The following is a 13952-nucleotide window of genomic DNA, read 5'->3' as shown; positions in this document are numbered from 1 at the left end:
GGTCACGCGTAAATTCGATTACGGTTTTCAGCCATAGGTCGTAGGCTTTCGCTCGCCGACTTTTAATAAAGGCCCAACACAACACTGCCGCTCGTAAGCGGCAGCATTGAATGAGTGGTTGGAAAGCGAAGCGTCAAAGCACCACTTCATACCCTTCGAACTTCGTGGGCCAAGGTAGATGCCTGAAGGTGACTTGGCATTGGCGTGGGCCCTGCGGAAGGCTTCGGACTGGGCCCAGGCGCGGAAGGCTTTTTTCACGGTCCCATACGCTGTGGGAGATGAAGACGGTGTGGTCGTCCTGCTTGTCGCCCTGGAGCATCTTGAACTTCTTTAACTTCTTTAACTTCTTGAAGCCGGGCACTTCATCGAGGTGGGAGTCGCGGTTGCGCCACACCTCCAGAAAATCCTCTTCCCGGCCGGGGGCGATACGAAAACGGTTCATGGCGATGCTTCTATAGGGGCTGGTTACCATAACGCACCCTGTAGCAGAATGACGTGCTGGCTACGCGCCGCGATCAGCACCTGGCTTGGCAGCACCAGCAGCGCTTCGGGTTAACGAATCCAGCGATACATTAGGTTTGATGGCTCCAGATAGCCGATGCAAGCAACAAGCTAAACGGTCCATTTGTACCTTCTTCTTAAACGGCCGCCACTTTTATACGCTGGGTCGGTTTTTGGAACGACTAGCGTCTCTAAATATTCTGCGCCAAGGAGCTCGATGACCCGGATAGACGCCTTATTATCATCTTCCACAGTCAAAATTAATTCGCCATGCATATCGACTGCCTGCTGCTTTAGTGCCATGCATGCGAAATAAGAATAACGGTTTCCTCTAAATTTCTCATGGACGCCATAGCCGATATGTCCAGCGTATTTCAAAATATGTTCTGTATTTCCGTCTTTTAAAGAAATATGACCCACTTGTTGTGAGCCTGCATGAATGCAGTAGCGATAGAAGGGCACCAGTTGGCCAACCTCTTGGGGCACAATTTTCTTGTCGAACCGAAGAACTATGGGGCCATATTCTATCACTTCGTCCCGCAACGTTTCTCTCCTTTAATACTTAACGTTTGAATTTACGCCTAACATGATTTTTTAGTTGCCATTCCGCATATCCAACACCATGAATCTAGAATCTGAACGGCAGCTAGCACCATCGCTCCCACACCAGATACCCCAAATCGTGCTACCGATATTAATGAAGTAAATGACCAGGCTTTGATCAAGTGATCCAGTTACAGCTAATCGGTGTGCCTTTTCTACAGGCTCTGGGTCTAGCCCTGATTGCAGCTCAGTTATAGCGGCCTGCGCCTCTGGATTGTTAGTGGGCATCTCTAAAAATTCAATCTTTGTAATGTGAGACGCTCCGCCAATCGGTTCCGGCTGAGTATGTAAACATCCCCGTTCAACCATTATGCCGAATCCTAAAGATCCAGTGCAGCGATAGACTGAATACCGCAAGAAACGGGTCGGCTTGGAAGAAAATCTTGTCAACAATGGAGGTCCTACCCCTAACGAAAGTTCATTGATCGAGGTATGCCTAATGGTTCGTTTTGTAGCTCTTGATACTGCCTCCGTACGGAAGCTCCAGAATGGAGGGCTTGATGCCAACGGGCAACCGTGTGAGCAGGCGACTTCCACTGGTGGCGGAATACCGTGTCGCCACTGTCTTCGACACATTGAGGAAGGTGACAAATATCTAATTCTATCATTTCGCCCATTTTCTACCCTCCAGCCCTATTCCGAGCAAGGCCCCATATTTCTGCACGCGAAGGAATGCGAGAGGCATGAAAGCGGTAGCGACCTTCCCCCCATTCTGGATAGCGCTCAATACATTGTCAGAGGCTACGATTCCTCCGACAGAATAAGATATGGAACGGGAAAGGTTACCCAGAGAACTCTGATTTCGGACTACGCAGAAGCGCTTTTTGCGGACCCAGGCGTTGCTTATCTTCACGTGCGGTCGGCCGCAAACAACTGCTACCAGTGTCGAATCGAAAAAGAGTGAACCGATTCACGGTGCACTCTATCTCATCGGTATTCGTTGGGTTCGGTTGCAGTTCCTAACGCCTGGCGCTGGCGGTCGCTTTGCCGCTGTTTTTTAGGCTACTGATGCTTTGAAACCAGCAACAAACCACCAGCGCCAATTAAACTACCACCAAATATTTTACCCAAATTAAGCGGCAAACTTCCTACAACTTTATGCGACGCCTTGCGTACAAGTATTGAGCACACACATAAACAGCTAAATGATAAAGCTACAAACGTTCCTAACAATATTGAAAACTGAAAAAATACGCTTTGGCTCTGCTCGATAAACTGAGGAAAGAGCGCCGTTGTAAACGCAATAGCTTTAGGGTTTGAAAGTGAAACCGCGATACCTTGTAGGTACAAGAATCTACCACGTTCGTTTGAATCAGCCTCTTCGACATTAATAGGCGAGACGCCATTCCGCCAAATTTTGACTCCAAGATATATGAGGTAGAACGCTCCCACTATTTTAACGGTCAGAAAAGCGCCTGAAGAATACATGATTAGCGCACTTAAGCCCGTAACCGAGATGCTCGATAGAATGGCCAGACCCGTAATGTTACCCAGGATCGTTTTTAACGATTGAAGGATTCCGAATTTCAAACTATGTGTGGCGACCAGAAGCATCGCCGGCCCAGGCACGATAGTCGCTACGGATGCAATTGCAGTAAATGCCAGCCAAACTTCGATGTTCATTAATTTCTCTAAGTAGCCTAACGTTTTTGTCGCCGCGGCCAGAAGTGGCGCGCCAGCGACGCTTAGGTGTCTGGTCCCGCGAAGGGATGGAATCGACTAGCGTGATGATCATAATGATCGCGTAGCCGGTTGAGTGCTGAAGTGAAGGCTGCCTATGCCAATCAAAAGTGCCCGCCCAGCCTACTCCTCGGGTGGGGAAAGGTGGGCATCGGTCAACGTACGTGGTCGGTACTCATACGTGGTATCGGCCCAGCGCTTCCATACACTCACATCGACTGACATATTCACCGCAGGCAGTCCCTGCATGCCGTGCGAATATTGCCGGTACAAACGACCGTCCGGTGCCTTTCCAAGGCGTTTGGATCTGGCGTAGAGGCCCTTAGAACACGAATCCCTGGGTGCCATGTTCCAGCCGAGCCCAGCCACATCGAAAGGTGCCACTTTTAGGCCTGCCTTTTGCGCTTTGGCTACCATTCAGCTCAGCGATATGTCGGCCAGCGTGTCGTCGGTGCCATAGCCGCCGCCTACATTAGCATGAGCACCGATGCACCAGCGCGGTTCTACGTCGCTGTTACCCGCTTTCTGCTGGCCGTCTTTGCTCGTCCAGAGCGAAAAGTAGTCATTGAGCCAACAGGTTCAAGAATCGACAGCGCTATTTAAACCACACTTTTCCCCCGATAAATTTATACGCTGGCGTGCCGCGCACCAAGGTCTCGCGTGCGAACGCTTTGTCGCATTGAGGACATATACAAGCCAGGGCGGTGAAGTCTTCCACAATGCGTTCTTTGAAACATTTCACCAGCGCCCCCTTCCCCCCTTTGCGATATTTGAACAGCTGGGCACCGCAGTTCTTACAAAAGATATCGATGGTTTTGGTCGGGCCCTTTTTATTGGGTTTCGCCATTTGCTGCCACTCGTAACTTCATGTGAGATTTCAAGCGTGCATCGTGATGAGTCTGCTCAAGCATGTCAATTTCGTGGATAGCGCGAGTTGGCTTCTAAAGTCGGCGTAAGATTTTTACCTTCTCAGTGTGGTGCTAGAAACAACTGATAGGTAAATGAAATGCTAAATAAAATTTATTGTCGTCTTGCCAGGCTGTGCTAGCAAACAATCCGGCAGCCAATACAGCAATGCTTTCCGGGAGCATGGAAGAAGCCTCGATTTGGCTTAACGCAAGCCATCAGCCGCGCGAGGTACGAGCGTCGGCTGAATGGCCTCGTTCGATGCTATCCGTATTTGCTTTCAGGATTTCCTGCGTAGACTGAGAGAATTTAAGCGGAGCGCAGTCGAAGCGGACACCATACTTGAGACGAATCCCATCGCTATCAAATTCGAAGAATAGCTTCCGCAGCTCCGTCGACGTCTCAACGTATTGAGGTAGTACGGACTCGAGCTGCGGCACGCCTACCTTCCAAAATGAGTCGATCAGAGACTCAGATGGGTTTGTTATGCAGACATCGACTTCAACAACGTGGTCGTGATGAGGGTGACCAACATGCGTTGAGAAAATTAGCAGGAACTCATCTTTCGAAGCGGCTTTCCTCTCAATGAGTTTGCTCAGTTTCTTTTTAGCTAAGTCCCAAGAATCTGAACCCATCTTGCCGAAGAAGCCGGCTGCAAACGACGATCCCGCGACCCCAAGGAAGCCCGCGATTAGCCATAATATACTGAGAGGTTCCGCGGCCTTCTTATGCTCTTGATTAGTGTGGGCGCCTATGGCTTCAGCCAACTCTGCGATGAGTTCCTGATCCTCTTCATTGAGATAGCTGCGGTCCCAAGTGACGGCTAACGTGCCACTGGGTTGGGTACGGTTCTGCACGACCTCCCGGCCATCCTGGATCTTGGCAATAGTCCCTTCGAAAATCTCAACATCCGCGGCTACTTCATATTCTCCGTCGGCCCTCTCCCTTACCTCTGCCGACAAAACGCGCCCGCAAGGACCTCCGCGTGGATCATGCTCGACGTTCATCGGAATAAACGAGTTGCAAACCGAATCCGCCAGTTGATCCAACGCAGATCGTGCCAGTCGGTCTCCGTGTTTATCCGGATGGGATGTCGCCATTATCGTGGTGTATCGCTTCATTCCGACTCCATTGAACGCCCGGCTAACCGCGCAAATGTTTTATGGCGACTTTTTTGCGATTTTTTTGCAAAAATGGTGGCAGTGAATATTTTTCCATTTGAGCCGATTGTTATGTTCTTTTGAGATCATTATTAGCCACCTCGACGAGTTTTTTCAGTGTTTTGTCATGCTCTTTGTATTCTTGTTCATAGAACTCAAATCTTGGTTCATTATAGTAATCTAGCTGCTCTCGGCTTCTCAATTTCTGAAGTACATATACAGCATCCTGAGAAATATAAAAAGCTCCAATGTCAGTAGCTTTACTTAACGACGAAGAAGCTCTGATGTACTCTTGAAGTAATTCTCGCTCTCGCTCATCTGACAACCCTGTACCTTGACCATGATCCTCTTTATGTACCCTAAAGTATTTAATCATGTCATATAGAGCGACAATTATTTCTTCGTATGCTTGTTCACGCCTCGTGATTTGTGTTTTATAACTTTCAAGTTTTAAATCATATTCGTGCTTTACTGAGGCTTTAAGCCTTTCCAATAACCAATTACGACCCAGATACGTAAGAAGCGCGATTAAACTAACGCTACTAACTGAGCTGAGCAGTGCAACTAGAATACTTTCCATGCTCCCTCACGAACATAACAGTGATTATACGCCCAGCCACATAACCTCAATAAACGTGCCGACACATTTGTTGAGGTGGCCAACGCAAAAACCATAACCCACTGATAAATATAGCATGCCCCAATTGCCAGGCAGCCTACCCCCTCTTCGCGTGCCCGCTCGTTTTACTCGATTCAACCATACCCTATCCACAAATTTATCTTCGGTCACGCTTAAATTTGATGAAAGCCGCAAGCCATAGGTCTTAGGCCTGCGCTCGCCAATTTTTAGACAGGCCCCACACAACACTGCCGCTCGTAAGCGGCAGCATTGAATGAGTAATTGAGGCTCAAGCGTTAAAGCACCACTTCATACCCTTCAAACTTCGGCGGGCCCAGGTAGATGCCTTCCGGCGACTTGGCATTGGCATGCGCCTTGCGAAACGCTTCGGATTGCGTCCAGGCGCGGAAGGCGTCCTCGGATTCCCACACGCTGTGCGAAATAAACACGGTGTGGTCATCCTGCTTGTCGCCCTGGAGCATCTTGAACTCCTTGAAGCCGGGCACTTCATTAAGGTGCGAGTCGCGGTTGCGCCACACGTCCAGAAAATCCTCTTCCCGGCCCGGGGCAATACGAAAACGGTTCATGGCGATATACATGGGCTTGCTCCTTGGAAAATGGTGATGTGACGTCACTCGATGGTAACGTCACGGATCAGGCGCGGATAGCCTTGGGAGGCAGTATGGCAAAGACCGGCATCCAGGTGGTTTGGTTCAAGCGCGATCTGCGTATTCACGATCACGCCCCGCTCAGCCTTGCCTGCGTAGCGGGCCCGGTGCTTCCCGTGTTCGCCATCGAACCCGGCCAGTGGCAGGCGCCGGACAGCGCCCTGCGCCACTGGCAGTTCGCTGCGGAATCACTTGTTGATCTTTCAAACGCTTTGGACGCGCGTGGCCTGCCGCTGTGTATCTGGCAGGGTGATATTATCGCGCTGCTGAATGCCTTGAAGGCGCGTTATGACACCATCACGCTCCACTCCCACGAAGAGACCGGCAACGCCTGGAGCTACCAGCGCGACCGCGAGGTAAAAGCGTGGTGCAAGGCGCAGGACACCGAATGGCTGGAGGCGCGCCAGGTGGGCGTGGTACGCGGGCTTTCAAGCCGCGCTGACCAAACCGACTGGGAGGCGCAGTGGGAAGCGCTGATGCAGGCGCCGCCCTTCAAGGCCCCGGAAGGTGCCCGTGCCGCCCCCGGCTGGGAGGCGTTTCACCATCTTTCAGTAGAGGCGCTGCCCGCGCTTTCGCTTGGCTTTGACACCACGCCCTGCCCCGGGCGCCAAACCGGGGGCCGCAGCGCCGGGCGCGCGCTCTGGTACAGCTTCATCACCCGGCGGGGCGAGCGCTACCGCGGCTCGATCTCCAAGCCTCTGCTGGCCTGGGAGTTCGGCTCGCGGCTTTCGCCGCACCTGGCCTGGGGCACGCTTTCGATGCGTGAAGTGGTGCGCTCGCTTCGCCACCAGCGCGAAAAACACGCCGAAGAAACCCGCTGGGCGCGCTCGCTGCGGGCGCTCGCCTCGCGGCTTCACTGGCACTGTCACTTCATTCAAAAGCTGGAAAGCGCGCCGAGTATCGAAGACCAAACCCTGCACCCGGCGCTCAAGGGGCTTCGCGAGCGTGACCCGGACCACCCGCGCTTGCTGGCCTGGAAGCAGGGCCAAACCGGCGTGCCGCTAGTGGATGCCTGCATGCGCTGCCTGCGTGATACCGGCTGGATCAACTTTCGCATGCGCGCCATGCTGATCTCGTTCGCCACCTTCGGCCTGGGGCTTCACTGGCTGGAGCCGGGCCGCCACCTGGCCCAGCTGTTCACCGACTTCGAGCCCGGCATTCATTACCCGCAGATCCAGATGCAATCCGGCGCAACCGGCTTCAATGCCCTGCGTATCTACAACCCGGTCAAACAGGCTGAAGAAAACGACCCCGACGGCGAATTCGTCGCCCGCTGGGTGCCGGAACTCACCGTATTGCCCGTCGAGTGGCGCGCCAAACCCTGGGCGCTGCCGGAAAGCCTGCAAACGCGCTACGGGTTTATCCCCGGCGAGCACTACCCGCTGCCCCATGATTTCGAAACCGAGGCCCGCCACTGGAAAACGCTGATTTATGAGGCAAGCCACACCCCCGAGGCCAAGGCCATTAGCCAGGAATTGATGGCGCGGCTGGCCAGCCAGCGCCGCCCCAGCGCCCGGCGTAAAACGACAAAACCCGCCCACCGTCAGCAGCTTTCGCTGTTTGACGGCGGCGGGTCGGGTTTTGAGCGTGGCTAGCTCGCGGCTAACAAGGGCGCCAGCGTACGCTTTCTAGAAGTGGTAGTTGATGAACGCGCCGGTGCGCCACTGCACGTCGTTGCCTACATCGTCGACGATCGGGCTGTCGCTGGCGTCGCCGGTGAGCTTCGACACGCCCAGAAGGCCGGTAACGGACCACTGCTCTGTCAGGTAGTAACTCAGCGATGCATTGGCACCTAGCGCGAAGGCGCCATCGTCGGACTCGAAAGCCGCGATGCCGGAGCGCGCGCTATCGGCGGGCGAGACACTAAACAGGGCATCGGTCCATTTGTCGCTGGTATAGGCCAGTTCCGGACCGAAGGTCATCACAGTGCGTTCGCTCAAGCGCGTGACATGCTGGGCCTTGAAGGCGAGGCGGTAGCCGTCGATATCGCCGGTAAAGGGCGTTTCCGCCGACCCGGTGTAGCGCCAGCCAGCACCGCGGTAGCTAACGCGCAGCCCCGCCGTTGCGCCACCATCGACCTCTTCGAAATGCCTCAGGTCGCCGGTATCGTCGCGGCCGAAGGTGTAGCCGATAAAAGGCGCCACCTTCAAGTTACCCTGATTGATGACGTTCCAGCCGATCCCGTCGCGAATGCTCAAGAACAGCGTGTCGTCGTAGGTCGCTTCCACCACCGGGAAGGGGTTCCACTCGTAGTCGTCACTGCCCAGGTAGTCCGGGGTGTAGATCGCACCGGCGCCCAGCGTGCCCTCCCACTGCGCCGATGCCGATGAGCAAAGTGCCCAACTGCCAATGGCCAGCACAAGCGTTAGCGGGCGGAGATAGTCGTTGGCATGCATCATGTCCTGGGTCCTGAGCGGCTCGAAGTCAGCATGCACTCTATGTACAAATCAATGATCGGGCAATCGTATAACGACCCAGTGGTCGTTAAGGCATAGTCGACTTTTCAACGCTAGCGAGGCGGTTTCGTCTCAAGATGCGCGCCAAAAAATGCCTATCTCGGCGCCTTGTAGAATAAAAACTCGCCTTCGTTGGCCGCATTTTGCCCCCAGAGCCAACCTGATCATGCGCATATAGTTTAGACACACCACCTGTTTCGGTTTAAAATTTTTACCATATTGTACTTTTTATAAACCAACGTATGCCTTACGCATAGAGGTCGCCATGATTGGAGAACGTGTTAAGCGTGCCCGCGCTGCAGCGGGTCTCTCGATGCAGGTATTGGCCCAGCATGTTGGCGTCAGCGCCAACATGATCAAAAAATATGAGCACGATGAAAGCATGCCAGGGTCAGGCGTGCTCATTAAGCTGGCGAAATCACTTGGCGTTCGCAGCGAATACTTCTTTCGCCCGATGAAAGTAGAGTTAACGGGCGTGGAATACCGCAAACGCGCCAAAACACCTAAAAAACTCCTCGATAAGATATCTGCTGATGTTTTAGACCAGGCCGAGCGATGGGCCGAACTCGAGAATTTATGGCCTAATTCTCCACTTGCGGATTTTGTTATTCCTGAGGCTTTCTCCAAGCATTTTGAGTCGCTGGATGAGGTTGAAAATGCGGCTAATGTACTGCGCGCTAACTGGGCGCTAGGTACCAACCCGATACATGACTTGATCGATACTTTCGAATCTCATGGCATCCTCGTCATTACCACCAACGTAGATGTAGAAACCAAATTCGATGGTCTACAGGCTCAAGTTGCCAATAAGCCCGTGATCGTTGTCTCTTCCAATTGGCCGGGGGATCGACAGCGCTTTACGCTGGCTCATGAACTAGGCCACTTGCTACTTCACGGACGGCTGGGCGATCACCTTGATGAAGAAAAGGCCTGTAACCGTTTTGCCGGGGCATTCTTGCTACCCGACACCCGGGTTTACCAGCACTTGGGTGAGAAACGCCGCCATCTCGAGCCCAAAGAGCTCTATCTGCTCAAAATGGAGTACGGGATTAGCATGCGGGCATGCGCCTTTCGCGCGCTAGACCTTACGATTATCGACAGAAATCACCACCGCCAGCTTTCGATCACGTTTTCCAAGCATGGATGGCACAAAAAAGAGCCGGGCGCTGATTATCCTGGGGAAACGACGCTAACGTTTCAGCAGCTGGTTTATCGAGCGTTAGGCGAAAAAATCATCAGCGAATCAAAAGCAGCTGAGCTACTCGGCATCTCACTGATGCGCTTTCATAAGGAGCGCAAGCTGGAGCCATTGAATGCAACAGCTACTCATCAGTGATACCAATATCCTGATTGACCTGGAAGAAGGTGAGCTGATCGCCACGTTGTTCCTTCTTCCTTATGACTTTCAAGTACCCGATATTCTTTATGTAGAAGAACTTGAAGAGCAACATGGTTACTTGCTTTCGATGGGACTTTCACAACGAGAGCTATCACCTGAAACGCTGACTTATGCACAGCGCATCATGCAAAATTCCCTCGGGCCCAGTCGTAATGATTGCTTTGCGCTCGCGCTTGCACGTCAAGAAAATTGCCCCCTCCTCACGGGTGACAAAGCGCTGAGAACGACTGCTCTGACTGAGGCCATCGATGTTCGTGGCACCATTTGGGTCGTTGAAGAACTTATCCGCTACCAGCTTATTACCCCTGAGCATGCCCACCAAACCTATACATTAATGCAGGCGCGCGGCCGACGCCTGCCTTGGGCACACGCGTTTAAACGCTTGGAAACATTCGCAAGTAAAGGTTAATAACACACAAAACCCGCCCCCGCCGCAAGCGGACACTTGCAGCGGGGCGGGCTAGTCGTGCCTACCGCTTTGTTGGCTCGGCGAGCGAGGGGTGACAAAGCGCGGGGCCATGAAGGCAAGGCCCAGGCGTCTTTTATCCATCGAACGGGGAGAGCGGATAAAAAAGGTAGTCGCCCCCGGCGGCCACATCGGTATCCGGCTCGACCATCAGGTAGCCATCGGCCTGGCTTGCGGCGCTGAGCATATGCGAGCCCTGCCCACCGGCCAGCCGGGCCACCGGCGTGTCGCCCTGCCAGGTCAGCGCCACCCGTAATAGCTCACAGCGCCTCTTGGGCCCGCGTTTGTCGAAGCCGGCTTTTACCCGGTAGCGCTGAAGCGGCGCCGTGCGCCGGCCTTGCCGCGCGTGAATGAAGGCCAGCGCCAGCCAGTGCCAGCCCACCAGCGAGGCGACCGGGTTACCCGGCAGCGCGATCAGCGGCGTGGTTGCGTCGCCGCTTCCAAGCGTGGCGAAAGCGAAGGGTTTACCGGGCTTGACGGCGACGCCGTGAAAGTCGATTCGCCCCAGCCGCTGGATCACCGAGCGCACGTGATCCTCCTCCCCCACCGAGGCCCCGCCGCTACAAAGCACTACATCCGCCGACGTTGTGGCCGCTTGCAAGACGCGATATAGCGCCTCGGGGTCATCGGCGATGATCCCGACGTCGATCACCTCGCACTGTGCTTTTACCAGCAGTGCGTTAAGCATGGCGCGGTTGCTGTCGAACACCTGCCCCGACGCGCGCGCCGCGCCCGGTTCGATCAACTCGTCGCCGGTGGAGAGCAGCGCAACGCACAGGCGGCGATACACGCTCACTGTGTTGACGCCGTGGCTTGCCAGCAGGGCGATGGCCGCCGCGTCCAGCGTATCGCCCGCCTCGAGAAGCGGCGCGCCGGTGCGCGTTTCTTCCCCTTGCCGGCGAATGTTGGCGCCCAGCGTCGGTGCTTCATCCAGATGAAGGCGGCCCCGGGCATCCAGCCAGGTGCGCTCCTGGGCCACGACGGTATCGGCGCCCAGCGGCAGCGGCGCACCGGTAAAGATGCGCGCGCAGCCGCCTTCGGGCAGGTGCAGGACACCCGCCCCGGCCGGCACGCGCAGCAGCACGGGCAGCCCTTCGCCGTTGGCGGCGTAGTCCGCCAGGCGCAGGGCAAAGCCGTCCATGGCGCTGTTGTCCACGCCGGGCAGGTCCACCGGCGCGGTGACGGCCTCGGCCAACACGCGGCCCTGGGCGTGGGCAAGGGCAACACGCTCGGTGGCGTTAATCGGCGTCGCGGCGTCGACCAGCCGCTGCCGGGCCTCGAAAAGCGGCATGAGGGGGCGGTGTTCGAGCTCGCCGCAGGGGCAGCTCATAGGCCCTCCGGGTCGTTCGAGGCCACCGCGTGCCGGCGGCTGCCGCAAAGCGGCGCGGTGGGGAAGATCATGGTGGCGAAGTTGCAGGGCCGGGTGCGCGCATCGAGCTGCAGCGCGATGATCTTGTCCCAGGCCAGCGCGCAGGCTTTGGGGGAGCCTGGCATGGTGAACAGCAGCGTCTGGTTGGCAAGCCCCGCCACGGCGCGGGACTGGATCGTGGCCGTGCCGATCGTCTGAAGTGAATAGTGGCGAAAGAGCTCGCCGTAGCCTTCGATGGCCTTGTCGAACAGCGGCGTCAGCGCCTCGGGGGTGGTGTCCAGCGCGGTGAAGCCGGTGCCGCCGTTGACCAGCACCACGTGGATCTCGGGCTCGGCGATCCAGGCCGAGACCGCGGCGCGAATCTGGTAGATATCGTCCACCAGGATACGCCGCTCGACCAGCACGTGGCCCTGCGCGGTCAGGCGCTCGGCGAGCAGATCGCCGCTGCCGTCCCGGTCCGGCCCGCGGGTATCGGACACGGTCAGAACCACACAGTTGAGCGGGATGAACCGAGCATCGAACGGGGTATGCGACATGAGTGCCTCCTGCTTACTGCATCAAGGAGCCGCTGGCGTCGTCGTCCAGCGCAAAGCCTTCGACGCCGAACTCGCTCTCCAGGGCCAACAGATAGTGGCGAAGCGCCCGCCGCGAGGTCTGCTCGCGCAGGTGATGGCGAACTCTATCGGCCACGTGTTCGAACACGGCCTCGCGCCCTTCTACCCGCTCATCGATGCTGACCACGTGCCAGCCGTAGCGCGAGGCGAGCGGGCGCGCGTGAAGCCCTACGGGCAGATGCTGTAGCGCCCGGTCGAGCTCCGCCACGGTCTGGCCGGGCACCAGCCAGCCCAGGTCGCCGCCGCTCTCTTTGGAGGGGCAGGCGGAGTAACGCGCGGCGAATTCATCGAAGCGCTCGGGCATCGTCTTAAGTGTCTCGATCAGCGATTCGCCTTGCCGGTACGCCGCGTCGCGCCCGGCCGCGTCGTCCGGGGCGGCGGCCAGCAACACATGGCGAACGTGGATCTGCGCGGGTTCGTTGAAGCGCTGCTGGTGCATCTCGAAAAAGCGCCGCGCGTCGTCCTGGGAGGGTTCCGGCACCTGGAGTACCTGCTCTAAAAGGGCCGTGATCGCTGCCTCCTGCTCGGCGCCGGATGGCTCATCGCCATCCGCCCAAAGCCCCAGCTCGCCGGCGCGCTGGCGTAGAAGCGCCTGAACCACCAGCGCCCGCGCCGCTTGGCTCTGCGCCTCTCCGGCGGTGGCCGCCGGGTGGTGCTGCATTTCCCGGGCGATGGCTTCCTCGTCGATCACGACACCGCCTACGCGAATCACCGGGGCCACGGCGCTGCCGGGAAGCTGTTCTATATCGATCTTTTGAAAATCAGTTGCCTGCATCTGGATCACCGTTGTCTCGTTGGCTTGATTGAAGGATTAACCGCGGCGGCGAACCAGCTGGTAGCGCCGGGTAACGTAGCCAAAGGGCGCGCTCCACACGTGCACCAGACGAGTGAAGGGGAATAGCAAAATGATGGTCAGCCCCAGGAAGATATGCATCCGGTAGATCCAGGGGACTTCCTGCATGTAGTCCGCCGCACCACCGCCGAAGAAGACGATGGCCTGGGCCCAGCTGGAGAGCGTGAGCATCATTTCGCCGTCCATATGGCCCAGCGAGAAGAGAATAGTGACCATGCCAAGGCCCGCCTGTACCACCAGAATCGCCAGTACCAGGGTGTCCATCAGGCTGGAGGATTGACGCACGCGCAGATTGAAAAGGCGGCGATACAGCAGTATGCCCCCGCCGGCAAGGCACATGGCCCCGGCGATGCCGCCCACTAAGATGGCGAGCAGCTGCTTGTTATGCGCGGCGATGAAGGGCTCATACACCCAGTGCGGGGTGAGCATACCGAACAGATGCCCAAAGAAGATGACGATAATACCCACGTGAAACAGGTTGCTCCCCAGGCGCATAGTGCCGGGAGAGAGCATCTGGCTGGAACCGGTTTTCCAGGTGTACTGGCCATGGTCGAAGCGGACCAGACTGCCGATCAAAAACACCGTGCCGGCCAGATACGGGTAGTAGCCGTAGATCAGGTGGGTGAAGTAGTGCGCGATGGCATCGAACATGATCTTT

Annotated in this window: 15 protein-coding genes and 1 pseudogene; 4 read left to right on the top strand and 12 right to left on the bottom strand. The window is 56.3% G+C overall.

The annotated features are described in order from the left end of the window. Positions 1 to 133: 133 nt before the first annotated feature. Positions 134 to 472: pseudogene (locus ACWHXT_RS01765) on the bottom strand (antibiotic biosynthesis monooxygenase family protein). Between the two features lie 140 nt (positions 473 to 612). Next, complete coding sequence (locus tag ACWHXT_RS01760; RefSeq protein ID WP_447527575.1) at positions 613 to 1044, bottom strand: GNAT family N-acetyltransferase; 432 nt, start codon at positions 1042 to 1044, stop codon at positions 613 to 615. Positions 1045 to 1543: 499 nt separating this feature from the next. On the opposite strand from ACWHXT_RS01760, the gene ACWHXT_RS01755 reads away from it, so the two are divergent. Next, positions 1544 to 2008, top strand: a complete 465-nt coding sequence (locus ACWHXT_RS01755) for a DUF1203 domain-containing protein (protein WP_447958000.1) — start codon at positions 1544 to 1546, stop codon at positions 2006 to 2008. Between the two features lie 98 nt (positions 2009 to 2106). On the opposite strand, the gene ACWHXT_RS01750 is transcribed toward ACWHXT_RS01755, so the two are convergent. The 5 genes from ACWHXT_RS01750 to ACWHXT_RS01730 all read right to left on the bottom strand — a co-directional run bounded on the left by ACWHXT_RS01750 (position 2107) and on the right by ACWHXT_RS01730 (position 6068). Continuing rightward, on the bottom strand, positions 2107 to 2727 hold the full coding sequence (locus ACWHXT_RS01750; protein ID WP_447527572.1) for a LysE family translocator: 621 nt from the start codon (positions 2725 to 2727) through the stop codon (positions 2107 to 2109). Between the two features lie 652 nt (positions 2728 to 3379). Next, positions 3380 to 3631: a hypothetical protein gene (locus ACWHXT_RS01745; protein ID WP_447956997.1), complete on the bottom strand. Its 252-nt coding sequence runs from the start codon at positions 3629 to 3631 to the stop codon at positions 3380 to 3382. Between the two features lie 277 nt (positions 3632 to 3908). Beyond that, a complete protein-coding gene (locus ACWHXT_RS01740; RefSeq protein WP_447956996.1) occupies positions 3909 to 4811 on the bottom strand; it encodes a hypothetical protein in 903 nt (300 codons plus the stop codon). Between the two features lie 109 nt (positions 4812 to 4920). Next, positions 4921 to 5430 carry a hypothetical protein gene (locus ACWHXT_RS01735; RefSeq protein WP_447956995.1) on the bottom strand — a complete coding sequence of 170 codons (510 nt, stop codon included), beginning with the start codon at positions 5428 to 5430 and terminating at the stop codon, positions 4921 to 4923. Between the two features lie 335 nt (positions 5431 to 5765). Continuing rightward, on the bottom strand, positions 5766 to 6068 hold the full coding sequence (locus ACWHXT_RS01730; RefSeq protein WP_447555104.1) for an antibiotic biosynthesis monooxygenase family protein: 303 nt from the start codon (positions 6066 to 6068) through the stop codon (positions 5766 to 5768). An 83-nt stretch (positions 6069 to 6151) separates the two neighbouring features. Between ACWHXT_RS01730 and ACWHXT_RS01725 the strand changes: the two genes are divergently transcribed. Then, a complete protein-coding gene (locus ACWHXT_RS01725) occupies positions 6152 to 7732 on the top strand; it encodes an FAD-binding domain-containing protein (protein WP_447956994.1) in 1581 nt (526 codons plus the stop codon). A 33-nt stretch (positions 7733 to 7765) separates the two neighbouring features. On the opposite strand, the gene ACWHXT_RS01720 is transcribed toward ACWHXT_RS01725, so the two are convergent. Then, positions 7766 to 8536 (bottom strand): MipA/OmpV family protein, encoded by a 771-nt coding sequence (locus tag ACWHXT_RS01720; RefSeq protein ID WP_447956993.1) that lies wholly within the window; start codon positions 8534 to 8536, stop codon positions 7766 to 7768. A 322-nt stretch (positions 8537 to 8858) separates the two neighbouring features. Here ACWHXT_RS01720 and ACWHXT_RS01715 point away from each other — a divergent pair, with 322 nt between their 5' ends. Together ACWHXT_RS01715 and ACWHXT_RS01710 are read left to right on the top strand one after the other, a co-directional pair. Beyond that, entirely contained in the window at positions 8859 to 9929 is a 1071-nt protein-coding gene (locus ACWHXT_RS01715; RefSeq protein WP_447956992.1) for a helix-turn-helix domain-containing protein, read from the top strand. After that, on the top strand, positions 9907 to 10401 hold the full coding sequence (locus tag ACWHXT_RS01710) for a PIN domain-containing protein (RefSeq protein WP_447956991.1): 495 nt from the start codon (positions 9907 to 9909) through the stop codon (positions 10399 to 10401). Before ACWHXT_RS01715 ends, ACWHXT_RS01710 begins: the two co-directional genes overlap by 23 nt. 133 nt (positions 10402 to 10534) lie before the next feature. Here ACWHXT_RS01710 and ACWHXT_RS01705 read toward each other — a convergent pair whose 3' ends face one another. Genes ACWHXT_RS01705 through narI form a run of 4 tightly spaced genes read right to left on the bottom strand, consistent with a single transcriptional unit; the run spans position 10535 to position 13945 of the window. Continuing rightward, positions 10535 to 11788, bottom strand: a complete 1254-nt coding sequence (locus ACWHXT_RS01705) for a molybdopterin molybdotransferase MoeA (RefSeq protein WP_447956990.1) — start codon at positions 11786 to 11788, stop codon at positions 10535 to 10537. Next, a complete protein-coding gene (gene moaB / locus ACWHXT_RS01700; protein ID WP_447956989.1) occupies positions 11785 to 12363 on the bottom strand; it encodes a molybdenum cofactor biosynthesis protein B in 579 nt (192 codons plus the stop codon). Before moaB ends, ACWHXT_RS01705 begins: the two co-directional genes overlap by 4 nt. 13 nt (positions 12364 to 12376) lie before the next feature. Beyond that, positions 12377 to 13216: a peptidylprolyl isomerase gene (locus ACWHXT_RS01695; RefSeq protein WP_447956988.1), complete on the bottom strand. Its 840-nt coding sequence runs from the start codon at positions 13214 to 13216 to the stop codon at positions 12377 to 12379. A 36-nt stretch (positions 13217 to 13252) separates the two neighbouring features. Beyond that, entirely contained in the window at positions 13253 to 13945 is a 693-nt protein-coding gene (gene narI / locus ACWHXT_RS01690; RefSeq protein ID WP_447956987.1) for a respiratory nitrate reductase subunit gamma, read from the bottom strand. Positions 13946 to 13952: the final 7 nt, after the last annotated feature.

The organism is Vreelandella halophytica, from assembly GCF_968193635.1.
The sequence above is the reverse complement of the archived record's forward strand: the minus strand, read 5'-3'. Positions and strand labels throughout refer to the sequence as shown.